A 22844-nucleotide genomic window follows, 5' to 3' on the forward strand; every position below is an offset into this window, starting at 1 on the left:
GGGGGGCTTGGATAACATGCCCTCACTCCCGTGCGGCCCTTAATCTAATGAATCAACTGTTTTTTCTGGCAATGATGATGTCCTCCCTGTCGGCTCCCAATGTGGATCTGACCAAGGATCAATTGTCTATCGATCTGCAACAGGCTCAGACCCTGGTGTTGAGCGATCCGGCCAGATGCGTAGAGATCACCTCGGCCTTCCTGGTCCGCACGGCCAATAATCCCAAGCAAATCATCAGCAATCGTCAAGATTACGGCTACCGCGAGCCCATGCTCAGCTTCGGCACCATCGCCCAAGCCACGGGGGCACACCTGCTCAAGGGTGAGTGCCTGATCCAACTCGCTCAACACCGGCTGGCGGATCAGGAGCTGCAGCAGGCCCTGGCCCTGGCAAGCAAGGAGAAGCAACCCGAGCTGCAAGCCCAGAGCCTCTATCTGATGCTGCGCAACAAAGCGCTGCTCGGCAGCGGCCGTGATTATGTGCCCCTTCGCACCCAGCTCGATCAGTTGCTCGGTGCAACAGCCCTCAAGAACAGCCCGCTCCAGGTCTATAGCCGACTACTGCGCATCACCGACCTTATCGAATCTCATCAGTTCGAGGAGGCCAAACAACGACTCAGCGAATCCCGGCAATGGGCCCGCACCATAGGCGATAGCAAGGCACAAGCCTGGGTCGATGCGGTCAGCGGCGATCTCTACCATGCCCTCAGGCAGCCCCAGCTCGCCCTTGGCGACTATATTTCGGCCCAGCAACAGGCTCGCCCCCTGGCGGATCCCCTGTTCCTCGGCCTGCTCGCCAATCAGATAGTGGATCTCTATCAGGAAGAGCAGGAGCCCCAGAAGGCGTTGCAGTACGCCAACGAGGCGGCCAACTACTTCCACGCCCTCGGCAATCCCGTGTTGCTCAGCCAGGCACTGACCGTGCTGGCGCGCCTGAACCGTACCCAGGGCGACATGAACATGGCCCTGGTCTATTTCTTCAATGCCCTGGACCTGCTCGACGAGGGGCACCAGCGCATCCAGGTCGCGCAGCTCAAGTACGAAATAGGCAAAACCTATCTGCAAAACAGCAACCTGCCCCTCGCTCGCAGCTATCTGAGCGCAGCGCGCCAGGCGCATCGGGCGGAGGATGACAAGCGACCCCTCATCGATACCCTGCTGCTGCTCGGTGAACTGCACCTCAAGCAGAAAGAGGCTGCCATCGCCATCTTGCAACTGGAAAATGCCCTGGACCTTGCCAACCAGATTGCCGATACCGGTCGCCAGTTCCAGATCTATCGCCTGCTCTCTCTCGCTTATGAGCAGAAGGATTATCTGCTGCAGGCGCTGGAAAGCTATAAGCGCTTCCACCAGCTGAGCGAACAGATCAGCCAGCAACAGGTTGCGTTGGAGCAAGAGGCCATTCGCGACAACTACACCCAGGTCGAGCGTGAGCAGCAGATCAAGTCCCTGGAGCTGAGCCTGGAAAACAGCCGCCATCAGCAGGAGCGCTACCTCTGGTCGAGTGTCATCACAGGTCTGCTGCTGGCCTTCTTCATCTACCTCTTCTTCACCCTCTGGCTGCGGCTCAAGAGCACCCGCCAACAGGCGCGTTTCCTGGGAGAAGCCACCCTGAAAGAGCCCCGTAGCGGTCTGGCCAACTGGCAGCGCCTGATGAACCGCTGGCCAAAAGAGATGGCCAAGCGTCAGCAACAATCGGAGCGCTGGTACCTGAATGAGCTGACCGAGGGTGAGTTTGATGACAAGTTGCACTATCTGCTCTTCAAGGTGCCCTTCCTGGCCAACAACCTGGAACGACACGGTTATCAGCTAGCGAGGGAGATTGAGACGGCATTCGGCGACTATGTCGCCGGGCTGACGCCGCCCGATGGCCGTATCTATGACCTGCGCGAGGGCCACTTGCTCTATGTGGTGCCCCAGCGTCATGTCGCACAGCTGCATCAACTGGCCCGGGAGCTGCTCGAGCAGCTCGCCGCCTTCCCCTGCGCTCAGCCCATCGATCGCCGCATCAGCCTCGGCATCGTCAGTCATCCCTTCCTGCCCAAGGCGGCTACCGCCCTCGATCATCTCGGCCTGTTCGATCTCTGCTACCTGGCCCTGGCAGGTGCAATCCAGCTCAGCGAGCGGGCCAATCAGAGCGCCTGGTTGGAGCTGGCCGCGATCGACTGTCAACAGGCCGCGTTTTTTAACGGAGATGTGTGGCAATGCTGTCTGATGGCGATTGACAAGGGATTGGTAAAAGTAAACTCTTCTCACGACAAACAGTGGATCAACTGGCCTGGCCTGTCACGGACGAAGGGCACAGATGATCGATGACAAGATAGCGAATCGCTGGGGATCTGAGTCGGCCTCGCCCGCAGAGGACTATCCCACCGCCATAAATAATAACAAACAGGGCAGCCTGAAGAATGAATGACATCACTGCCGTAGCGGGACAATTGGCCAGACTCAGAGAGTCCCTTCAGCGCAAACAGTTTGAACTCGACGAGACAGTGCTCTGCTCCCAGGCCGAGCGCAGCCGCAGCATTCAGTTTATCGCCAAACTGATGCAAGCCTGCCGCGGCCACGATCGCGAACTCGACAGCAAACTCGCCAAGCTCAAACAGAAGCTGGATGGCCAGCCCTCTCTGACCCATCTGGATCAGGATCTCGCCGCCATCGAGAAGCTGCTGCAGCAGCACAGCACGGCGCTTGAGGAGTCGATCAGCCTGACCGCGGGTGCCATCGAGCTCGGCTCCAGGCAACTCAAATCCCTCAAGGGCTTTCCGGAAGAGACCCGAAAGTCCCTCAAGGCATTCCTGGCCGCCCCCAATGGTTATGGCCTCAGCGATCATCAGCGCCGGGTCACTCAATTGCTGGAGTTCTATCAGCAGGCCATCAAGATCCAGCTGTTACCCGCAAACCTCCCCTCCCTCGACACCGCGGGCCAGGGTCTGGCTTCCGCAAGCAAGGAGACTGGCGAGGCGGCCGCCTGCCTGGATGGCAAGGTCTATAGCCGTATCGCCGATGAACTGCAGCGCCTCATTACCGAGCTCGATTTTGCCGGTGCCGTGGGTGAGAGCCTGGCGGAAATTCGCCGTCAGCTATTGATGGGAATGGATCCCACTCTGCTGGCCGAATCCTGCCTGCAGGTGATCCAGCTCATCATCGAGGGCACCCGCGAGGAGCGTAAAAGCTCCCGTGCCTTCCTGACGGCCCTCAATGAGAGCCTCTCCTCGGTCCATTTCAACTTCACCGAGTCGCTGGATGAGGGGCGAGCCTTGCAGCAGGCGAGCCAGACCAGCCGCGTGGCCCTGGATAACGAAGTCCAGGCCATCGATGACACCCTCACTCGCCACCACTCCTCCGAGGCGCTCAAGGAGGCCATCAGCGAGCACATGGCCACCATCGGCTTGCTGCTGCGGGAGCGGGAGAGCATGACGGCCCGGGAACTGCATCTCATCACCCGCCTCTCCACCATGGAGGCCAAGTTGCGGCTGATGAAGGAGGAGACGGCGGAGTACAAGAAGCGGCTCACCATCCAGAAGCACAAGCTGTTCCTCGACAGCCTGACCCAGGTCCATAACAGGGCGGCGCTGGATGAGCGGCTCGAGCTCGAATACAAACGCTGGCTGCGCTACCGCACCCCCCTGTGCCTGGCCATCATCGACATCGATCACTTCAAGAACATCAACGACAACTATGGCCACATGGCCGGCGACAAGGCGTTGAAGGTGGTTGCCAAGGCATTGCAAAAATCCCTGCGCGATACCGACTTCATCGCCCGTTTCGGCGGTGAGGAGTTCGTGGTGCTGCTGCCCAACGTCAACCCGGACAAGTTCGAGACACCCCTCGAAAATCTGCGCAAGGCGATCAAGAGCATTCCATTCAGGTTTCGCGATGCCAGGGTCGAGATCACCATCTCCATCGGTGCCACCCTGTTCAAGGAGGGGGATCAACCCTCGGATGCCTTCGAGCGGGCCGACAAGGCGCTGTACGGTTCCAAGAATGGCGGCAGGGACAGGGTCAATACCGACCTCGGATAATCCCGGTACTGCCAGCGCCGGGCAGCGCTGGCGGTGGCACGGTTCGTGATACATCGGCCCTGCCTTGTCTGATCGAGGGGCCATACCAGCCCGATGAAGCGCTCAAAAAAGCAACAGTCGCACGGCCCCCTATTCCCCTTCCCCTCAAGTTCGCTCTACTATCAGGCGAGAGGGATGCCCAAAGGCATCCCCTCTATCCCCAGGGAAAGAGAGAACGATAACAATTGAGCGAGAAGGGGAAGATCATGATCACACACATCAATCCCGTGGGCAGCATGGACCTGCTGTCCCAGCTTGAGGTCGACAGACTCAAGCAAACGGCCTCCAGCGATATCTATCAACTCTATCGCAACTGCTCGCTGGCGGTCCTGAACTCGGGTAGCCACACCGACAGCTCCAAAGAGATACTGGAGCGTTTCAAATCATTCGATATTCACGTGATCCGGCGCGAGCGCGGGGTCAAGCTCGAGCTGTTCAACGCCCCCGAGCACGCCTTCGTCGATGGCGAAATCATCCGCGGCATCCAGGAGCATCTCTTCTCCGTGCTGCGCGATATTCTTTACGTTTCCAACCAGATCGATGCCAACCGCCTGGTCGACCTGACCAGCCCGAGCCACATCTCCAATCTGGTGTTCTCCATGCTGCGCAACGCCAAGGCGATCCATCCGGGGGCGGATCCCAACCTGGTCGTGTGCTGGGGCGGTCACTCCATCAACGAGACTGAATACCAGTACACCCGTGAGGTGGGCAGCGAACTCGGCCTGCGTGAACTCAACATCTGTACCGGCTGCGGCCCTGGCGCCATGGAGGGTCCGATGAAGGGGGCCGCCGTGGGCCACGCCAAGCAGCGGGTTCGCAATGGCCGCTATATCGGCCTGACCGAGCCCTCCATCATCGCCGCCGAGCCCCCCAACCCTATCGTCAACGAGCTGGTGATACTGCCGGACATAGAGAAACGGCTCGAGGCTTTCGTGCGTCTGGGCCACGGCATCATCATCTTCCCGGGTGGAGTCGGCACCGCCGAGGAGCTGCTCTACCTGCTCGGCATCATGATGCACCCGGCCAACGAGCGCCAACCCATCCCCATCATACTGACGGGACCCAGGGAGAGTGCCGACTACTTCCGCGCCATCGATGACTTCATCAAGGCGACCCTGGGCGAACCTGCGACCAGCCTCTATCGCATCGTGGTGGGAGATGCCCCCGAGGTGGCCCGCGCCATGAAGGAGGCCATGCCGCGGATCCGTGAATACCGCAAGTCCGTGGGGGACGCTTACTCCTTCAACTGGTCCCTCAAGATAGAGCCCGAGTTCCAGCTGCCATTCGAGCCCAACCACGCCAACATGGCCGCCTTGGACTTGCATCGCAACCAGGCTCCACAGCAGCTCGCTGCGCACCTGCGCCGTGCCTTCTCCGGCATAGTGGCGGGCAACGTCAAGGAAGCGGGGCTGCAGGCCATCGAACAACATGGCCCCTTCAAGCTGCACGGGGACAAGGAGCTGATGCAGCGCATGGATACCCTGCTGGAGAGCTTCGTCAAACAGCAGCGCATGAAGCTGCCGGGTAGCCAGTACATCCCCTGCTACGAGATTGTGCGTTGATCAGCCGCACATCGATGCAGACAAGATGAAGGGAGGGGCGCAATGGCGCCCCTCCCTTGTTACAATGGCCATCCGAGCGCATCAGCGCCTTGTCACCACCGCCGGGCCCCGAGGATCTGGCCATTCGAGAAAGCACACCGCTATGCCGCCCAAATCCCATCTGCTGATCATCGATGCACTCAACCTCATCCGCCGCCTCCATGCGGTGCAGGCCCAGCAATCCCTGAGCCCGGAGCAGGCTCTGATCGCCACCCGGGCCAATCTCATCAACACCAGCCGCAAACTGCTGGCGGCCAGTGAGCCGACCCATGTCATCGCCGTATTTGATAGTGAGCTCGATGGTGAGGTGCCAGGCTGGCGCAAGGCGCGCTACCCCGCTTATAAAGAGGGACGCAACCCCATGCCTCCTGAACTCAGAGCCGGGCTCGCCAGCTTGCAGGATGCCTTCTGGGAGTGCGGCATCGACGCCCTGCTCTCCGAAACCGATGAGGCCGATGACCTGATAGGGACCCTGGCCTGCGGCATCGCCCGCCATGGTCACAACGCCACCATCATCTCCACCGACAAGGGGTTCTGCCAGCTCATTTGCCCGCAGATCCAGATCCGTGACTACTTCAACAAGCGCTGGCTGGATACCGCTTTCGTCCAGCAGCAGTACGGCGTTGCGCCGACGCAGCTGGTGGACTTCTGGGCATTGACCGGTGTCGGCGGCTCCAACATCAAGGGGGTAGCGGGCATTGGCCCCAAGGGCGCGACGCTGTTGTTGCAGCAATATGGCAGCCTGGCCCAGATGCTCGAGGTGGCCCCCGAAGATGCAGGCAAGCCCCTGCAGAAGGTGTTGGCCCAGGCCGAAGAGGCCAGACTCGCCCAGACCCTGGTTCGCCTGCGCCTCGATATCCCGCTGGGCTTCAATCTGCAGGAGATCCGCTATTGCGCCCGCTGAGTGCAAATAGCCACAAGCATGATCGGGCTCACCTTCGCTGTTGATGAAAACCGGTAAAATGTAAAGAAACATGGTGGTTTTTGGGTGAAAATGATATAAAAACCGCCGAATCCTCCCCCTCCTCGTTCCCTAGAAGTGGATTAGTTTCATGTCAAAAACCAAGATCACCGTCATCCCGGGCGACGGCATAGGCCCCAGCATCATTGAATCCGCCATCCAGATCCTGACCCATGCAGGCTGTGACTTCGAATATGAGTACGCCGATGCGGGCCTGGTGGCCCTCGAGAAGCACGGTGAGTTGCTGCCCCAATCCACCCTCGATCTGATTGAAAAGAACAAGATAAGCCTCAAGGGGCCACTCACCACACCGGTCGGCGGCGGCTTCACCTCCATCAACGTCTCCCTGCGCAAGAAGTTTCACCTCTACGCCAATGTCCGCCCCGTCATCTCCTTCAAGGGCACCAAGAGTCGCTACGAGAACATCGACATCATCACGGTGCGGGAGAATACCGAAGGCATGTATTCGGGGGCTGGCCAGAAGCGCAGCGAAGATAACCGCAGTGCCGAGGCGATGAGCATCATCACCCGCGATGGCGCCGAGCGAATCGTCACCTTCGCCTATGAGCTGGCACGCAAAGAGAGCCGCAAGAAGGTCACCATCGTCCACAAGGCGAACATCCTCAAATCCACCTCCGGCCTCTTCCTGGAAGTGGCACGGGAAATTGCCGCTCGCTACCCGGATATCCAGAGCGAGGAGATGATCGTCGATGCCGCCTGCATGAATCTGGTGATGTACCCGGAGCGCTTCGATGTCATGGTCACCACCAACCTGTTTGGCGACATTCTCTCGGACTTGTGCGCAGGCCTGGTTGGCGGACTGGGCATGGCCCCAGGCGCCAACATTGGCGATGGCGCGGCCATCTTCGAGGCGGTGCATGGTTCGGCCCCCGACATCGCGGGCAAGAACATTGCCAACCCCACCTCGGTGATCCTGGCCTCTATCCAGATGCTGGAGTACTTAGGTATGCAGGACAAGGCTGAGCAGATCCGCGAAGCGGTGCGCAGCACCATCGAAGCGGGAGAATGTGTGACCCGGGATCTGGGCGGCACTGCCTCCACCGATGAGTTCACCCAGGCCATCATCGCCCGGCTGTAAACCCCTCAACTGATTGATTCAAAAAGGGAGCTTCGGCTCCCTCTATTTTCTCCGGCGCGCCGCTTCCCCCCTGTTCCATTGGCAACTATGTTCAATAGACCAAGGATAAGGAGATCCGACATGCGCGCTATGCTGATGCTGCTACTCATAAGCAGCGGGGTAATGGCCATCGACAGACCCGTCGCACAACGAGCCTGGAAAGAGGCACCCGAACAGACCCCCACCCAGACCTGGCAATCCAGCCTGGATACCAATGACCTGCTGAAAGCCCCCAAACCGATGTCGTTCGGGGTAGATATCAGTACGGACAACCTCGGCAACAAGACCATCACCCCCTATCAAAAGCTCAACCTGACGCCGGAGAAGAGTGTCAGCCTCGCCTTCGAGAACTTCCGGCCCAGGGTCAAGTTCAAGGCAGGTGGCATGAACACCGCCGTCAAATTGCGCGGGGATGGGGTCAAGATGCAATTCAACCCGACCGACAAGAAGATACCGCTGCAAGTCGAGATCAAGCTCACCGATGATGAGTCCTCCCTGCGTTTCGACTACAAGTTCTGAGCTCCGTCTTGCACAAACTGGCAGCCTAAGCAGAGCGTATCGGAGAAAAGAAAAAGACCGGCCAGAGCCGGTCTTTTTGCATCCATCCTCATCGGATGTGAGCCGTCAGATCTTCTCTTCCAGCTTGGAGACCCAGTACTTGTTGTACACATGCACAGTGATCTCTTCACGGTCGTGATAGAGCTGTTTGGCCTGGATGACGAAGGCGCTATCGATCTTCTTGAGCAGCTCGCGCAATACCTCGATATTGTGCACCGCCTCGGCGTAGCGCTTCTTCATCGGCAGCTTGAGGTTGAACATGGCCTCCTGGCAATCTCCATCCTTGAACCAGTCGGCGATCATGTGAGTCACCCGCGCCGGCTTCTCGACCATGTCGCACACCAGCCAGTAGATGTTCTTCTTGCTGGGCCGCCAGACGAAACCATCATCGCGCAGGTGCTTGACCTGGCCCGTCTCCATCAAGGCAGGCGCCATGGTGCCGTTGTCCACCGCGGTCACCATCATGCCACGACGCACCAGCTGATAGGTCCAGCCACCGGGGCAGGCGCCCAAGTCCACCGCCTTCATGCCGGAGGTGAGGCGTCGGCTCCACTCTTCCTTGGGCACGAACACATAGAAGGCCTCTTCCAGCTTGAGGCTGGAGCGGCTCGGAGCATCGGCCGGGCAGCGCAGACGCGGTATGCCCATGTGGAATTCGGAGTTGTTGAACGAATAGGAGTAACCGAGCAGCAGGTGATCGTTGGCCATGAAGAAGGCGTGGAACACGGGGCGGTTGCCGGTCTCCTTCTTGGTCAGTCGCTCGTTGTTGCGCAGGGCCTGGCGCAGCGGCACGGTGAACTTGCGGCAGAAAGCCGACAGCTCTTTGGCTTCGTTGGTATCCGCAGTTTCGACCCGCAGATCGCCACAAATGGTGTAGTCGCTGGTCGCTTCTATGATGGGCGAGATCCGATCCGCCACATCCAGATCCTTCAACTCGTGGGTCACCACCAGCATCTGACGGATGAAGATGAGCTCACGGAACGGCAGCTTGCGCGCCAGCAGATCGGCCTGCTCCTCGTCATACAACTCGTATATCACATAACCGCTGTCGTCCTTGACCCGGGCGAAGCCGTAGCATTGCATGTTACTGGCACGCTCGGTGATCTCTGCCGCCGCCTCTTTCTCAAAACCGGGGCGGCAATAAAGCAGCAGATTATTCATTTTTTCCTCCAAGACGACAGCCCACCCAGATAAGGGCGGTCCATCCCAACATAAAACAGAGGCCACCGGCCGGAGTCACTAACCCCAGCCCCTTGCTGCCAAGCAGCACCATGGCGTAAATACTGCCGGAGAATCCCAGGATCCCCAGCGTGAATGCAACGCCCGCCACAGTGATAGCGCGGCGGCGCGGTGCGCACCAACCCAGCATCAGCAGGGCCAGGGCGTGAAAGAACTGATACTCGACGGCGCTATGATAAGCCGCCAGTCGCTCCGGGCTTATCCCGGTGGCGCCTAAACCGTGGGCACCATAGGCCCCCAGCATAGTGGCCGTGAGGCCAAAGAGGCCCGCGAGCACCAACCAGACAGGGTTAGTTCTCATCATTAACTCCTTGCAATGCAGCACCAAGGGCAGCCTCTTGAGCCTGCGCCTCGATGAAGCACTTTATATGGGCCGCCGCCTGAGCCAGGTTCTCCGGCTCGGTACGGCCACTGGCCTTGCGCGGCTTGAAGCTGTGGTCACCATCTTGCAACCACTGCACATCGACGCAGGCGGAGAAGGGGAAATCCGCCAATTCCAAACGGCTGCCGAAGCTGTCGCGCTCCCCTTGCAGCAGCAGAGTTGGCGTCTTTATCTGCTTGAGTATCTCTCCACGCCAGGCGTCCGGCTTGGCGGGAGGGTGGAAAGGATACCCGAGAACGAACAATCCTGCAGCATTGACGTCATCGGCTATCTCGGCCGCCATCCGCCCGCCCATGGATTTACCGGCGATAAAGAGCCGGGGATGGGCAAATTCGGCCACCATGGCACGCCAATGGGCCAGCAAGACCGGCTGTCTGTCCGGTGGCCTGCGCTTGCCATCCTGGGCCCGCTTGCTCATATAGGGAAAATTGAAGCGGATCACCTCAAGCTCAGATCCTGCCAGCAGGGTCGAGAGCCGGGTCAGGAAGTCGTGGTCCATGCCGGCGCCGGCGCCATGGGCCAGCAACAGCCGGGTGGGAGCCTGGGCACTGCCTGCCCGGATCACATCATAAACAGGATCAGGCATCGGCGAGCCGCGCCCGGCGACGGGCCTCCTCCTGCTCCACCAGCTCCAGCATCCAGTCACGGAAGGCGACGATCTTGCCCTGATCCGCTTGCTGCTCCTGGCACACCAGGTAGAAGGCATTCTTGCTGACCAGTACCTGCTCGAACGGACAGATGAGGCGGCCTGCCTCTATCTCGGGCTGGGCCAACACGCTGTGACCGAGCGCCACCCCCTGACCGTGAATGGCGGCCTGGATCACCATGGTGGAGTGGCTGAAAATCGGTCCCTGATTGACGTTGGGGGCATCGATATCGAGCTGGCGGAACCAGGCCTTCCAGTCGCGGCGGGACGTATCGTGCAGCAGGGTATGGCGAGTCAGATCATCAGGGGTGCGCAGCGGCTTGGGACCGGTCAGCAACAGCGGTGAGCAGACCGGGATCAGGTATTCGGTATGCAACTTGTCACAGCGCAATCCCGGCCAGTTGCCACGGCCGTAATAGATGGCCACATCCACGTCGTCGGTGAGGGCCCCCTCGTCCATGTCCACCGCCTTGATGCGCACGTCTATGTCGGGATGACGCTCGCTGAAGCGCACCAGACGCGGTACCAGCCACTGAATGGCGAAACTCGGTTGCAGGCTGACGGTGAGGGCCCCCTTGGCGCTGCGAGCCAGCAGCTTGTCGGTGGCCTCGGAGATGGAGGCGAAGATGTCCTTGATGTCGAGAAAGTAACTCTGCCCCTCCTCGGTCAGCAGCAAGGAGCGATTCTTGCGCCGGAACAGCTTGATCCCCAGGTACTCCTCCAGCGCCTTGATCTGGTGACTGATGGCAGCCTGAGTGACGAACAGCTCTTCGGCTGCCCGGGTAAAACTTAAATGGCGCGCCGCCGCTTCGAAAGCCTTGAGCGCATTGAGCGGGGGTAAACGACGAGACATGACACCAGCCAACGATGAGTTTTTCTAATGGACCGCATTATAATTTGTCGGTTGCGGGCCGACCAGTGAATAAACATAATTCGCTCCGCAATCCGTTGTCATATGACTCACATTTTCTGCCCCATGTGGTTTACATGTGCCTTATGAGCCGACGATCCGATTGTGGTGTTGTGTTTCTTCCTCTGCGGGAAGAGGGTTTATGCCGTGAGGTGTTGACCCAGTCTGTCATCTGAATGTGTTTGGCGCCTCCTATTGGATGGCGCCTTTTTTATGGCTGCAACAAGGGGTTGGCCCGCAGCGCGCCACGGGCCCCATCATCATACTTTGAACTGACCCACCAACTGCTGCTGCTGATCGGCCAGGGATGCCAGGGAGCGGCTATTTTCGGCGGCGGTTGCCGCCTGTTCACGAATACGATGGCTCACGTCGCGAATATTGCTGACGTTGCGATTGATCTCGTCAGCCACCGTGCTCTGCTCCCCCGCCGCCCGGGCTATCTGCTCATTCATCTGGTGTATGGTACCCACCGCATAGATGATCTGCTCGAGCACCCGCACCGAGGAGTCCACCTTGTCCAGGGTCAGGCTCGCCTGATCATGGCCGCTCATGATCCCCTTGACCACCGCCTGAGTGCCCGATTGCAACTGATGGATCAGGGTCTGGATCTCGACGATGGCATTCTGGGTGCGGCCGGCCAGGTTGCGTACCTCATCCGCCACCACGGCAAAGCCACGACCCTGCTCCCCTGCCCGCGCCGCCTCTATGGCGGCATTGAGCGCCAGCAGATTGGTCTGCTCGGCAATGCTCTGGATCACCGTCAGTATGTCGTTGATGTTCTCGCTGTTGGCTGACAGGCGCTCCACCTCAGGCTTGGCCTCACTGATGACAGTCATCAGCCTGGCCATGGCGACCTGGGTATCGGCCACCACAAACTTGCCCTCCAGGGCCGCACTGTCCGCTTCATCGGCCGCCGCAACCGCCGCCTTGGCATGGCCCGAGACCTGCAGCGCAGTGGCGCTGAGCTCCTCGAACGCGGTCGCCACCAGATCCACTTCCTGATACTGGGCCTGCATCCCCTCGCTGGTACTGTCGGCCACCACTGCGGCCTGAGTGGCGCTGGCCCGAGTGCCGCCGACTGTGGTGATGATGTCGCCCATGGTGAGCTGCAACTTGTTGAGGAAGCGGTTGAAGCCATCGGCCAGTTCGCCAATCTCGTCGCTGCGCTGGATGTCGATACGCTGAGTGAGATCCCCCTCCCCGGAGGCGATGTCATTGAGACGAGCCACCACGGCGCGAATGGGCGCCACTATGTGATGGGCCATCCACCAGATAAACAGCAGGGCCGCCAGGGTGATCAGGCTGCCGACCCCAAGTTGGGACCAGATGCTGCGTGTTGCCTGGCTCGTCAGCTCGCGTTGCAGCTCGCTGGCCGACGCCAGCACCACAGCCCGTGGCAAATCGATATAGATGCCCCAGCGCTGCTCGCTGCCCCGCATGGTCACCGGCATGAAGCTCTGCAGGCTGCTGCCATCCTGGCTCCACTGAGTGAGCGGCTGGCCCGCACTGAGCCAGCCGGTGAGCATGGTCATCAGCCCCTGGAACTGTGCACCGGGGGCCTTGCCGGGGATGATGTCAAAACCGGCAGCACCGGCGACCCGCCCGCCATGGCTGAGCAGCAGTATCCGCCCCTGGCCCTGATAGAGGGTCTGATCCATCTCGGCCACCAGCGCTTGCAGCTTGGCCAAGGAGATATCCATGCCCACCATGCCGAGCAGCTTGCCCTCTTCGAGCAGCGGCGTGGTGACCGAGGTCATCAACACCTCCTCGCTACCCACCTCGTCGAGATAGGGCTCGAGCAGACAGAGAGCCTTGTCACGCAGGCTGCAGCGATACCACTCATTCTTGGGGGTGCCAGACTCATCGGGACTGGCATCATTCAGGGTGGCTTCGTTCATCACCTCCAGACTCACCTTATCCCCTACGTGGGCCCAATAGCTGGAGAAGCGCCCCTTGTCATTGGAGCCAAGATCCGTGGAGCCCTGGTAGTTGGCATCCTCACCATCGAGCTGATCGGGCTCAAAAATGGCATAGGCACCAAGCAGGTTCGGAGAGTGCATGACCGCATTGTGCAGTTGCTGGTTGACGGCCCCGCGCAGCGCCTCGGAGTGGATGAAGTTGTCGCTGGCATTCTGGCGCTGGAACAGCAGGCTCTGGGCCAGCAGGGTGGCCCGGAAATAGGCTTCATCCAGATAGCTGGTGATCCGGGCCGACTGCTCCGAGCCCATGGCCTGCATCCAGCGGGTCGCGGCCAGTTCGGCCTCCGCCGTGGTGGAGGTCATCACCTCACCTTGCATGCGGGACGCGTTGTAGAGAGAGGAGACCACTAGCGTGGCGGCACAGAGCAGCAGGGAGCAACCCGCAATCAGGGTAATACGCCCCTGTACTGAGAGAGAAAACATGCGAAACATCCTTTTAATGCAGTCGTCTACAGGTTATCGGTGACAATAACAAAAACTTAACCTCAACGGTCGAGATCCAGACTAAGTTGATTCACTTCCCCCTCCTTTGGCAGGCCCACCACCAAGCCAAGGAGTCGTATGGGTTTTCCTTCCGCTCGCACCAACCCCTCATGGAGCAGATCATGGAACAGAGGGGCCGAATAGCCTCCATGACTGCGGTAGACGGTGGTCTGCTGGAAATCGGCAAACTTGAGCTTGATCCCCTGCCCCATGATCTGGTCCCGCGGACAGCGCTGGCCAAAGCGCAGCTCCAGCTCGGGAATGAGCCGGGTCAGCACGGCCCAGCAAGCCGCCTCGTCATAGACATCGGCATCCAGGGTAGTTTCCACCCCTATGCTCTTGCGCACCCGGCTCGCCTGAACCAGGCTGTCGTCGCGTCCCCAGATGCGATCGGCCAGCATCACACCCAGCTTGCCAAATCGCCCCTTGAGCTCCTCTTTTGGCAGTTGACGTGCATCTTCGCACAGATAGAGCCCCTGTAGTTCAAGCCGCTCCGCCGTCTTGCGCCCTATCCCCGGGATCTTGCCAAGGGGCAACAGGCGCACGAAATCGTCCACCTCCTGGGGGGCGATCACGAAGAGACCATCGGGTTTGCGCCGCTCGCACGCCAGCTTGGCCAGGAACTTGTTGGGCGCCACCCCGGCCGAGGCGGTCAGCCCCAGCTCACTCTGGATGGCGGCGCGGATCTGCTCGGCCATCAGGGTGGCACTGCCGCCGCAATGGGGGCTGTCGGTGACATCCAGATAGGCTTCATCCAGAGAGAGCGGTTCAACCAGCTCGGTGTAGCGGGCAAAGATGGCCTGGATCCGGGTCGAGGTCTCCTTGTAGAGCGCCATCCGCCCCGGCAGCAGCACCAGCGGGGGACAGAGCTTGCGCGCCAGGGCGGTCGGCATGGCGGAGCGCACCCCAAAGCGGCGTGCCACATAGTTGCAGGTGGAGATGACCCCGCGCCTGTCCGCCGCACCGCCGATGGCCAGCGGCACCTCACGCAGGGCCGGGTTCTCGCGCATCTCGACGGCGGCGAAGAAGCAATCCATATCGATGTGAATGATCTTGCGCATGACACTGTACAAATAAACAGTTGATGCCAACATCTTACCCCAGCGCCGGGACCTAGACCAGATAGGTGTCATTCGGCATCTTTCGGCCACTTTTTCGACTAGTCTACAAGACTCGATAGATGACATATCAGGGGGCAATATGGAGAGAGGATGGGGATATCGGGGGCTGGTTCTGGGGCTGCTGCTCTGGCCTATGCTGGGGAGTGCCAAACAGCATCCCACCGCCGAGTGCCGCTGGCTGCACGACAGGATAGCCACGCTCAAGCAGGTTATCGCCAAGGGCGACACCCTGGGCACTCACGAGGAACTTGCCCGCTGGCAGCAGGAGTACAGCGAGAAACAGTGCCGCCAATACGACTACTAGCAATGCCAGGGGCGGTCTGCCTGGCCAGACTCAAGATAAAAAAGGCCATCCGAAGATGGCCTTTTTGCAATCAGATGATCCTGTGCTCTTCGAGCATCTTGCGGCGGGCCTCTTCCTTGGCCATCTTCTTCTTGCGATTGTCACAGGGATCAGGGCAGTCGCACGCCTTCTCGATACCTACAGTGCCCAAACCACCACAGGATCCCGAGATGCTCTTCTTCTGGAAGATGTAACCGATGGCCATACCGGCCACCACCAACAGAAACACCGCGAAGGTGATCAGAAAAATCTGCATATTGATTCCTTACTTAGCATCACGGGTCAGGAATGGTTCGAAAGCGGGAGAGTAACGCTCCTCAAACCCTTCATCCGTCTTGGTCACCATGAAGATGGCCAAGCCTTTTTCGGTCGCATAGGCCATCCCCTTCTCGGGGCCCATCACCGTCAACGCCGTGGCCAGCCCATCCGCCGTCATGCAGGAGGGGTGCACCACTGTCACCGAGACCAGTCGATGATGAATGGGTTTGCCGGTGGCGGGATCGATGGTGTGGGAGAAACGCTGCCCATCCAGTTCGTAATAGTTACGATAATCCCCCGAGGTGGCAACCCCGTTGTCACCGACCTGGATCACTTCCTGCACCGAGCCCAGATTGACGGTTGGCTTCTCGATGGCGACGCGCCAGGGGTGACCCTTGCCGTTGACGCCATTGATGCGCAGCTCGCCGCCGATCTCGACCAGATAATTGCGCGACCCCTTGGCTTCCAGATACTCGGCGACCTTGTCGACCCCAAAGCCTTTGGCGATGGAGGAGAGATCCACATAGAGATCCGGAATGTCCTTCTGCAGGGTATCGGCATCGGCCGAGGTGATCACGTGCAGATTGCCCAGCCCCGTCTTCTGGCGAGTCTGGCTGATCAGCTCATCGGATGGCACCTTGGTCAGCTTTGCATCCGGGCCAAAGCCCCACAGATTGACCAGAGGGCCCACCGTCACATCCAGGGCGCCGCGGGTCTCGCGGCCCAGATGCAGGGACTCGGTCACCACACGGGCGGTATCGCGAGAGACCACAACCGGCGTCGCGTTACGGGCCTGATTGAACCGGGACAGTTCCGACTCCGGCCTGTAGGTGGACATCTGATCGTTCACCAGCTCGAGCAGCTGGTCGATATCGGCCTGGAACTTGGCTTTGTCCAAGATGGCGTCATCGGCCACCTTGATGGAGTAATAAGTACCCATGGTGCTGCCGGTGATCTGCATCTCCGGATGAGTTTTGACATTCTCCTGGCCACACCCTGCCAAGAAAAAGGCTAGCCCGAAGGCTAGCCAGGTCTTTACAACACTGCGCATGGATTAACCACCAAAGTCATCCAGGAGGATGTTTTCGTCTTCAACGCCGAGGTTCTTCAGCATGTTGATGACGGCCGCGTTCATGACGGGAGGTCCACACATGTAGAACTCGCAATCTTCCGGCGCCTCGTGGTGCTTGAGATAGTTCTCGAACAAGACGTTGTGGATGAAGCCGGTGTAGCCATCCCAGTTGTCTTCCGGTTGCGGATCAGACAGGGCGACGTGCCACTGGAAGTTGTCGTTCTCGGCGGCCAGCATGTCGAAATCTTCGACATAGAACATCTCACGCTTGGAGCGAGCACCGTACCAGAAGGTCATCTTGCGATTGGTCTTCAGGCGACGCAGCTGGTCGAAGATGTGGGAGCGCATCGGCGCCATGCCGGCACCACCGCCGACAAACACCATTTCGGCGTCGGTGTCCTTGGCAAAGAACTCACCAAACGGACCCGAGATGGTCACCTTGTCCCCAGCCTTGAGGCTGAAGATATAGGAGGACATCTGGCCGGGAGGCGCAGTCCAGTTGCTCGGTGGCGGGGTCGCGATCCGCACGTTCAGCATGATGATGCCGAACTCTTCCGGATAGTTCGCCATGGAGTAAGCACGAATGATCGGCTCCTTCACCACAGACTCCAGCTCGAAGATCTTGAAGCGATCCCAGTCACCACGATACTCCTCGGGAATATCGAAGCTGTTGTACTTGACGTGGTGGGCCGGCGCTTCGATCTGGATATAACCACCGGCGCGGAACGGCACGCTCTCCCCATCGGGGATCTGCAGCTTGAGCTCCTTGATGAAGGTGGCCTTGTTATCGTTGGAGATAACAGTACAGTCCCACTTCTTCACCCCGAAGATCTCTTCAGGCAGCTCGATCTCCATGTCGGAACGCACTGTGACCTGACAGGCCAGACGCTCCCCATGACGGGCTTCACCCTTGCTGATGTGATCCAGTTCGGTCGGCAGGATATCGCCGCCGCCGGCTTTCACCCGCACCTTGCACTGACCACAGGAGCCGCCGCCGCCGCAGGCGGAAGAGACGAAGATGCCGCTACCGGCCAGCACGCTGAGCAGCTTGCCACCGGCCGGGCTGGTCACGCCCTTGGCCGGATCGCCATTGATGCTGATTGTCACGTCACCCGCGGTCACCAGCTTGGACTTGGCGAACAGAATGACTGCCACCAAGGCCAGCAGGATCACGGTAAACATGACCACACCCAGAATAATTTCCATTTATGATTCCTTTTCCGATTACAAGGAAATACCAGAGAAGGACATAAAGCCCAGCGCCATCAGACCCGCGGTGATGAAGGTGATGCCGAGGCCACGCAGGCCTTCCGGAACATCGGAGTACTTCATCTTCTCGCGGATCCCCGCCATCGCAACGATGGCCAGCATCCAACCGGCACCCGAGCCCACGCCATAGACCACAGACTCCGCGAAGTTGTAGTCACGCTGCACCATGAAGGAGACGCCGCCGAAGATGGCGCAGTTCACGGTGATCAGTGGCAGGAAGATACCCAGGGCGTTGTAGAGCGCAGGGAAATACTTGTCCAGGGCCATCTCCAGGATCTGCACCAGGGCCGCAATCACACCGATGAAGGTGATGAAGCTCAGGAAGCTTAAGTCCAGACCGGGGGCCAGGGCACCGTCTTTCAACACGAAGTTGTAGATCAGGTTGTTAGCCGGTACGGCGATGGTTTGCACCACAACCACGGCGATACCCAGACCCATGGCGGTCTTGACCTTCTTGGACACCGCCAGGAAGGTACACATCCCCAGGAAGAAGGAGAGGGCCAAGTTTTCGATGAAAATCGAACGAACCAACAGACTCAGATAATGTTCCATACCTTAATCCTTCGCCTCCACCTGCTTGGGATCCTTGGTGCGTACGCCCCAGATGATCAGACCAATGATGAAGAATGCACTCGGCGGCAGCAGCAGCAGGCCGTTGGGCACATACCAGCCACCGTTGTTGACCAGCGGCAGCAGCTCGATGCCGAACCAGGTGCCTGACCCTAAGATCTCGCGCACGGTCGCCACGGTCAGCAGCACGGCGCCATAACCCAGACCGTTACCGATACCGTCCAGGAAGGAGGGCAGCGGGGCACTCTTCATGGCAAAGGCTTCGGCACGACCCATCACGATACAGTTGGTGATGATGAGACCCACGAATACCGACAGTTGCTTGGAGATGTCATAGGCATAGGCCTTGAGCACCTGGTCAACCACGATAACCAGGGACGCGATGATCGCCATCTGGGCGATGATGCGCACACTGTTCGGGATCTGGTTACGGATCAGGGAGATGAACAGGTTAGAGAAGGCGGTGACCGCCATGACCGCCAGGGTCATGACGAACGCCGTCTTCATCTGGCTGGTAACGGCCAGGGCGGAACAGACACCCAACACCTGCAAGGCGATGGGGTTGTTGCCGAGCACTGGCGTCAACAGCAACTTCTTCATTGCGGTATTGTCAGCCATTGTTGAGTTCTCCTGCGCGGATCTTGGCAAGGAAAGGACCGAAGCCCTGGGGGCCCATCCAGAAATCGAACGAGTGCTGGACACCGTTGCTGGTCAGGGTCGCGCCGGAGAGACCATCGATCTCATGCTCGGAACCTTCCGGGGCATGACCCTTGATCACCCGCAGCGCAGGCTGACCATCTTGACCGAACAGCTTCTTGCCGACGAACAGCTCACGCCAGGCCGGGTTCTCGATCTCGCCACCCAGACCCGGGGTTTCGCCCTGGTCATAGTAGGTGATGCCCTTGATGGTCTGGCCATCAGCGGCAACGGCGACGAAGGCATACATGGTAGACCAGAGGCCCTGACCATAGATCGGCAATATGATGTTATCGACCTTGCCTTCGCTGTCTTTGGCGAAGAAGACCGGCATCAATTTGGAGATCTGACGGATCCCTGCCTTGTCATCGGAAGGTGCCAGACGAACATTCTCGGCCGGATTCTTGGCAGCCAGCTTGAAATCGAAGCCATCAGCATCGCCATCGACGAACTGACCGGTAGAGAGATCTACCAGACGGGCTTCGATCTTGTCGCCATAGAGCTTGCCGAGTTCATTCTTGGCGATGCTGGTCACATCAATGCCAGCAACGGCAAGGATGTTGCTCTGCTTGTCCAGAGCCTTGTTCAGCTGCTGAGCCGGACGCAGGCCCACGGCGGCCACAGAGACCACGATGGAGCAGACCAGGCACAGACCCGCCACTATGCTGACGGTGCCGACGGTTGAGTCTTTATTAAACGCCACGACTGATCCTCCGCTTGATGTTCGCCTGTGCCACGAAATGGTCAAACAGCGGGGCAAACAGGTTCGCAAACAGAATGGCCAACATCATGCCTTCCGGGAAGGCGGGGTTCACAACACGGATCAGCACCACCATGAGACCGATCAGGATGCCGTACCACCATTTACCTTTGTTGGTAAAGGAAGCAGACACGGGATCGGTTGCCATGAAGGCCATCCCGAAGGCAAAGCCACCCAGTACCAGATGCCAATGCCACGGCATGTTGAACATGGGGTTGGTATCGGAACCTATGACGTTGAACAGCAGGGAGGTCGCTATCATACCGATCATGACACCGGCGATGATGCGCCAGGATGCGATCCGCATGTAGACGATCATGGCCGCGCCGATGAGGATCATCAGGGTGGAGACTTCACCGATGGAACCCGGCAGATTGCCCAGGAAGGCATCCATCCAGCTGATGGCCTGACCGGTGGCGCCATTGATCAGCGACATCTGGCCACCTTGAGCCCACTGGCTCAGGGCGGTCGCACCGGAGTAGCCATCGACGGCAACCCAGACGGCGTCGCCAGAGATCTGGCTCGGGTAGGCGAAGAACAGGAACGCACGACCCGCCAGGGCAGGGTTCAGGAAGTTCTTGCCGGTACCACCGAACACTTCCTTGGCCATGACCACACCGAAGGTGATGCCGAGGGCAGCTTGCCACAGGGGCAGCTCAGGCGGCACGATCAGTGCAAACAGGATGGAGGTCACGAAGAAGCCTTCGTTGATCTCGTGCTTGCGGATCATGGCGAACAGCACTTCCCAGAAACCACCGACGATGAAGACGGTGATATAGATGGGGAAGAAGTGGGCCGCACCGATCAGCATCTTGCTGCCGATACCGGCCACTGCCGGATCCAGAGAAGCACCCAACAGGGTAGCCAGACCATACTGCCAGGAGACGGCACCGGCGGCGGAGCCGAGGTGCGCGATGGCAGCGATCGCCTGGTTGCCTATGTTGAACATGCCCCAGAACATGGCCGGGAACACGGCCAGCCATACCATGATCATCATGCGCTTCAGATCGAGGGCATCACGAACGTGGGCGGCGTTACGGGTTACAGAACCCGGTGTGTAGAAAATGGTGAAAGCCGCTTCGTACAGGGCGTAGTACTTCTCGTACTTGCCGCCCGGCTCGAAGTGGTGTTCCATATTTTCAAGAAATTGCTTGAAACTCATCGCTTAACCTTCCAGTTCGATCTTGGTCAGGCACTCACGCAAGATGGGGCCGTACTCTGTCTTGCCAGGGCAGACAAAGGTACAGAGCGCCAGATCTTCCTCATCCAACTCCAGGCAACCCAGGGCTTGCGCACTGTCGGTATCGCCAGAGATCAGATCCCGCAGCAGCAGGGTCGGCAGGATGTCCAGCGGCATGATGCGCTCGTAGCTGCCAATTGGCACCATGGAACGATCACTCCCGTTGGTCGTGGTGGTGAAATTGAGCAGCTTGCCCTTCACCAGGTGAGACAGGGTGGTGCGGGTGATGGAGAATTTGTCGGCACTGGGTTTGATCCAGCCCAAAAACTCCTTCTCGCGCCCCTCGGCCAGTACGCTGACCTGATTGTGGTAACGACCCAGATAGTCATGTACCTCATCGGTCTTGGCACCACTTAGCAGGGAACCGGAGATGACACGGTTTTCATCGCCGCGCAGCTCATTGTGAGTCAGCTGGCTGATGCAGGCGCCCATACGGGTGCGCAGCAGACGCGGCTTGACCACATTGGGGCCGGCCAGGGCGATCACCTTGTCGGTACAGATCTGGCCCGTGGTGAACAGCTTGCCCAATGCGATCACATCCTGATAGTTGATGTGCCACTGGATCTTGTTGCTGCCAACCGGATCGATGAAGTGAATATGGGTACCCGGCAGACCAGCGGGGTGAGGGCCGGTGAAGACCTCTTCCTGGACTTGCGCTGCGGAAGACTGCGGCAGACTGCCTTCGCCCTTGCACACATACACCTTGCCATCCGTCAGACGGCTGAGCACGGTCAGACCATCGATAAAGGCCTGGGATTGCTCCTTGATGATGAGTTCAGCGCTGGCAGCCAGCGGGTTGGAGTCCATGGCTGTCACGAAGATAGCGCGGGGCTCGGAACCGACGGCAGGCACCTTGCTGAAGGGGCGGGTGCGCAGTGCAGTCCATTGACCTGACTCGACCAGGATCTCTTGCACCTTGCTGCGCGCAAGCTGTGTCAGCTCGGCGGACGCAAACTGCTCAAAGGTCACCTGTTCGTCAGCGCCATCGAGTTCGATGACCACGGATTGCAGAATGCGTTTGGCACCACGGTTGATCTCTGAAACTACGCCGGTGGCGGGAGCCGTGAATTTAACGCCAGGGTTCTTCTTATCTTCGAAGAGCACCTGACCTTTAATGACGCGATCCCCTACTTTGACAAACATAGTAGGTCGCATCCCCACGAACTCTTCGCCCAGTGTAGCAACACGGGTGATGGCCGGGCCATCGTAGATTACTTGCTCTGGCGCACCCAGCACGGGGATGTCCAGTCCTCTTTTAATTGTAATCATACTCACTTGCACTACCGTTACGGGAGAGAGAATGGTTAGCGCCGAGAAATACATCACGACGGGTTGTTGAACACACTCGGCACATGGCTGGATGGATACAAATAAACAACAAATCAGCAACATACGGGGTGTTTCAAAAGCGCTTGAGTTTACCACTTTCAGGCTGCTGACTGCCACGTCAAATGGGGAAAATTAACCCGCTATCACAAAATTAACCCGCACACTTGCGTGCAGCACTCCCATCAAAACCCCTACTTCCGCCACACCTGGACTAAAATACCCACTA

The 22844-nt window shown here is 59.2% G+C and carries 21 protein-coding genes; 7 read left to right on the forward strand and 14 right to left on the reverse strand.

Annotated elements, in window-relative coordinates; genetic code table 11:
* Positions 1 to 47: 47 nt before the first annotated feature.
* The 6 genes from KYK33_RS14940 to KYK33_RS14965 all read left to right on the forward strand — a co-directional run bounded on the left by KYK33_RS14940 (position 48) and on the right by KYK33_RS14965 (position 8282).
* Positions 48 to 2315 (forward strand): hypothetical protein, encoded by a 2268-nt coding sequence (locus KYK33_RS14940; protein WP_224431046.1) that lies wholly within the window; start codon positions 48 to 50, stop codon positions 2313 to 2315.
* 92 nt (positions 2316 to 2407) lie between these two features.
* Complete coding sequence (locus KYK33_RS14945; RefSeq protein WP_224431047.1) at positions 2408 to 4024, forward strand: GGDEF domain-containing protein; 1617 nt, start codon at positions 2408 to 2410, stop codon at positions 4022 to 4024.
* Positions 4025 to 4269: 245 nt separating this feature from the next.
* Positions 4270 to 5625 (forward strand): nucleotide 5'-monophosphate nucleosidase PpnN, encoded by a 1356-nt coding sequence (ppnN, locus tag KYK33_RS14950; RefSeq protein WP_042041003.1) that lies wholly within the window; start codon positions 4270 to 4272, stop codon positions 5623 to 5625.
* 142 nt (positions 5626 to 5767) lie between these two features.
* Positions 5768 to 6568 carry a flap endonuclease Xni gene (gene xni / locus KYK33_RS14955; protein ID WP_224431048.1) on the forward strand — a complete coding sequence of 267 codons (801 nt, stop codon included), beginning with the start codon at positions 5768 to 5770 and terminating at the stop codon, positions 6566 to 6568.
* Positions 6569 to 6716: 148 nt separating this feature from the next.
* A complete protein-coding gene (locus KYK33_RS14960) occupies positions 6717 to 7724 on the forward strand; it encodes an isocitrate dehydrogenase (protein ID WP_042040780.1) in 1008 nt (335 codons plus the stop codon).
* A gap of 120 nt (positions 7725 to 7844) precedes the next feature.
* Positions 7845 to 8282: a hypothetical protein gene (locus KYK33_RS14965; protein ID WP_224431049.1), complete on the forward strand. Its 438-nt coding sequence runs from the start codon at positions 7845 to 7847 to the stop codon at positions 8280 to 8282.
* Between the two features lie 105 nt (positions 8283 to 8387).
* On the opposite strand, the gene rlmM is transcribed toward KYK33_RS14965, so the two are convergent.
* The 6 genes from rlmM to dinB all read right to left on the reverse strand — a co-directional run bounded on the left by rlmM (position 8388) and on the right by dinB (position 15021).
* A complete protein-coding gene (rlmM, locus tag KYK33_RS14970; RefSeq protein ID WP_042040782.1) occupies positions 8388 to 9482 on the reverse strand; it encodes a 23S rRNA (cytidine(2498)-2'-O)-methyltransferase RlmM in 1095 nt (364 codons plus the stop codon).
* Positions 9475 to 9861: a DUF423 domain-containing protein gene (locus KYK33_RS14975; RefSeq protein WP_042040783.1), complete on the reverse strand. Its 387-nt coding sequence runs from the start codon at positions 9859 to 9861 to the stop codon at positions 9475 to 9477. Before KYK33_RS14975 ends, rlmM begins: the two co-directional genes overlap by 8 nt.
* The gene (locus KYK33_RS14980; RefSeq protein ID WP_224431050.1) at positions 9851 to 10528 is read right to left on the reverse strand and encodes an alpha/beta family hydrolase; all 678 of its coding nucleotides are present in this window, start codon (positions 10526 to 10528) and stop codon (positions 9851 to 9853) included. Before KYK33_RS14980 ends, KYK33_RS14975 begins: the two co-directional genes overlap by 11 nt.
* Positions 10521 to 11441 carry a transcriptional regulator GcvA gene (locus KYK33_RS14985; RefSeq protein WP_042040785.1) on the reverse strand — a complete coding sequence of 307 codons (921 nt, stop codon included), beginning with the start codon at positions 11439 to 11441 and terminating at the stop codon, positions 10521 to 10523. The genes KYK33_RS14980 and KYK33_RS14985 overlap by 8 nt, the downstream gene beginning before the upstream one ends.
* Before the next feature lie 317 nt (positions 11442 to 11758).
* The gene (locus KYK33_RS14990) at positions 11759 to 13900 is read right to left on the reverse strand and encodes a methyl-accepting chemotaxis protein (RefSeq protein WP_224431051.1); all 2142 of its coding nucleotides are present in this window, start codon (positions 13898 to 13900) and stop codon (positions 11759 to 11761) included.
* Between the two features lie 62 nt (positions 13901 to 13962).
* Positions 13963 to 15021, reverse strand: a complete 1059-nt coding sequence (gene dinB / locus KYK33_RS14995) for a DNA polymerase IV (protein WP_224431052.1) — start codon at positions 15019 to 15021, stop codon at positions 13963 to 13965.
* Positions 15022 to 15160: 139 nt separating this feature from the next.
* On the opposite strand from dinB, the gene KYK33_RS15000 reads away from it, so the two are divergent.
* On the forward strand, positions 15161 to 15385 hold the full coding sequence (locus tag KYK33_RS15000; RefSeq protein WP_224431053.1) for a hypothetical protein: 225 nt from the start codon (positions 15161 to 15163) through the stop codon (positions 15383 to 15385).
* Positions 15386 to 15455: 70 nt separating this feature from the next.
* Here KYK33_RS15000 and nqrM read toward each other — a convergent pair whose 3' ends face one another.
* From nqrM to KYK33_RS15040, 8 genes are read right to left on the reverse strand one after another with little or no spacing between them, the layout of a single operon-like run.
* Positions 15456 to 15680, reverse strand: a complete 225-nt coding sequence (nqrM, locus tag KYK33_RS15005; protein ID WP_042040789.1) for a (Na+)-NQR maturation NqrM — start codon at positions 15678 to 15680, stop codon at positions 15456 to 15458.
* A gap of 9 nt (positions 15681 to 15689) precedes the next feature.
* Positions 15690 to 16733: an FAD:protein FMN transferase gene (locus tag KYK33_RS15010; RefSeq protein WP_224431054.1), complete on the reverse strand. Its 1044-nt coding sequence runs from the start codon at positions 16731 to 16733 to the stop codon at positions 15690 to 15692.
* Positions 16734 to 16736: 3 nt separating this feature from the next.
* The gene (gene nqrF, locus KYK33_RS15015) at positions 16737 to 17960 is read right to left on the reverse strand and encodes an NADH:ubiquinone reductase (Na(+)-transporting) subunit F (RefSeq protein ID WP_042040791.1); all 1224 of its coding nucleotides are present in this window, start codon (positions 17958 to 17960) and stop codon (positions 16737 to 16739) included.
* Positions 17961 to 17978: 18 nt separating this feature from the next.
* Positions 17979 to 18575 (reverse strand): NADH:ubiquinone reductase (Na(+)-transporting) subunit E, encoded by a 597-nt coding sequence (nqrE, locus tag KYK33_RS15020; protein WP_042040792.1) that lies wholly within the window; start codon positions 18573 to 18575, stop codon positions 17979 to 17981.
* A gap of 3 nt (positions 18576 to 18578) precedes the next feature.
* Entirely contained in the window at positions 18579 to 19211 is a 633-nt protein-coding gene (locus KYK33_RS15025; RefSeq protein WP_042040793.1) for an NADH:ubiquinone reductase (Na(+)-transporting) subunit D, read from the reverse strand.
* Positions 19204 to 19992: a Na(+)-translocating NADH-quinone reductase subunit C gene (locus tag KYK33_RS15030; protein ID WP_224431055.1), complete on the reverse strand. Its 789-nt coding sequence runs from the start codon at positions 19990 to 19992 to the stop codon at positions 19204 to 19206. The genes KYK33_RS15025 and KYK33_RS15030 overlap by 8 nt, the downstream gene beginning before the upstream one ends.
* A complete protein-coding gene (locus tag KYK33_RS15035) occupies positions 19982 to 21211 on the reverse strand; it encodes an NADH:ubiquinone reductase (Na(+)-transporting) subunit B (RefSeq protein WP_042040795.1) in 1230 nt (409 codons plus the stop codon). Before KYK33_RS15035 ends, KYK33_RS15030 begins: the two co-directional genes overlap by 11 nt.
* Positions 21212 to 21214: 3 nt before the next feature.
* Entirely contained in the window at positions 21215 to 22558 is a 1344-nt protein-coding gene (locus KYK33_RS15040; RefSeq protein ID WP_042040796.1) for a Na(+)-translocating NADH-quinone reductase subunit A, read from the reverse strand.
* Positions 22559 to 22844: the final 286 nt, after the last annotated feature.

This window comes from Aeromonas rivuli (assembly GCF_020149575.1).
Taxonomy (GTDB): domain Bacteria; phylum Pseudomonadota; class Gammaproteobacteria; order Enterobacterales; family Aeromonadaceae; genus Aeromonas; species Aeromonas rivuli.

What these genes read in the sequence shown, in the direction of transcription:
- rlmM (WP_042040782.1), bottom strand. Translation starts at nt 9,482, where the DNA reads ATGAATAATCTGCTGCTTTATTGCCGCCCCGGTTTTGAGAAAGAGGCG.
- KYK33_RS15040 (WP_042040796.1), bottom strand. Translation starts at nt 22,558, where the DNA reads ATGATTACAATTAAAAGAGGACTGGACATCCCCGTGCTGGGTGCGCCA.
- nqrM (WP_042040789.1), bottom strand. Translation starts at nt 15,680, where the DNA reads ATGCAGATTTTTCTGATCACCTTCGCGGTGTTTCTGTTGGTGGTGGCC.
- KYK33_RS14960 (WP_042040780.1), top strand. Translation starts at nt 6,717, where the DNA reads ATGTCAAAAACCAAGATCACCGTCATCCCGGGCGACGGCATAGGCCCC.
- KYK33_RS15025 (WP_042040793.1), bottom strand. Translation starts at nt 19,211, where the DNA reads ATGGCTGACAATACCGCAATGAAGAAGTTGCTGTTGACGCCAGTGCTC.
- KYK33_RS15000 (WP_224431053.1), top strand. Translation starts at nt 15,161, where the DNA reads ATGGAGAGAGGATGGGGATATCGGGGGCTGGTTCTGGGGCTGCTGCTC.
- KYK33_RS14980 (WP_224431050.1), bottom strand. Translation starts at nt 10,528, where the DNA reads ATGCCTGATCCTGTTTATGATGTGATCCGGGCAGGCAGTGCCCAGGCT.
- KYK33_RS14965 (WP_224431049.1), top strand. Translation starts at nt 7,845, where the DNA reads ATGCGCGCTATGCTGATGCTGCTACTCATAAGCAGCGGGGTAATGGCC.
- xni (WP_224431048.1), top strand. Translation starts at nt 5,768, where the DNA reads ATGCCGCCCAAATCCCATCTGCTGATCATCGATGCACTCAACCTCATC.
- KYK33_RS14945 (WP_224431047.1), top strand. Translation starts at nt 2,408, where the DNA reads ATGAATGACATCACTGCCGTAGCGGGACAATTGGCCAGACTCAGAGAG.
- nqrE (WP_042040792.1), bottom strand. Translation starts at nt 18,575, where the DNA reads ATGGAACATTATCTGAGTCTGTTGGTTCGTTCGATTTTCATCGAAAAC.
- KYK33_RS14990 (WP_224431051.1), bottom strand. Translation starts at nt 13,900, where the DNA reads ATGTTTTCTCTCTCAGTACAGGGGCGTATTACCCTGATTGCGGGTTGC.
- KYK33_RS15010 (WP_224431054.1), bottom strand. Translation starts at nt 16,733, where the DNA reads ATGCGCAGTGTTGTAAAGACCTGGCTAGCCTTCGGGCTAGCCTTTTTC.
- ppnN (WP_042041003.1), top strand. Translation starts at nt 4,270, where the DNA reads ATGATCACACACATCAATCCCGTGGGCAGCATGGACCTGCTGTCCCAG.
- KYK33_RS14975 (WP_042040783.1), bottom strand. Translation starts at nt 9,861, where the DNA reads ATGAGAACTAACCCTGTCTGGTTGGTGCTCGCGGGCCTCTTTGGCCTC.
- KYK33_RS14940 (WP_224431046.1), top strand. Translation starts at nt 48, where the DNA reads ATGAATCAACTGTTTTTTCTGGCAATGATGATGTCCTCCCTGTCGGCT.
- dinB (WP_224431052.1), bottom strand. Translation starts at nt 15,021, where the DNA reads ATGCGCAAGATCATTCACATCGATATGGATTGCTTCTTCGCCGCCGTC.
- KYK33_RS15035 (WP_042040795.1), bottom strand. Translation starts at nt 21,211, where the DNA reads ATGAGTTTCAAGCAATTTCTTGAAAATATGGAACACCACTTCGAGCCG.
- KYK33_RS14985 (WP_042040785.1), bottom strand. Translation starts at nt 11,441, where the DNA reads ATGTCTCGTCGTTTACCCCCGCTCAATGCGCTCAAGGCTTTCGAAGCG.
- nqrF (WP_042040791.1), bottom strand. Translation starts at nt 17,960, where the DNA reads ATGGAAATTATTCTGGGTGTGGTCATGTTTACCGTGATCCTGCTGGCC.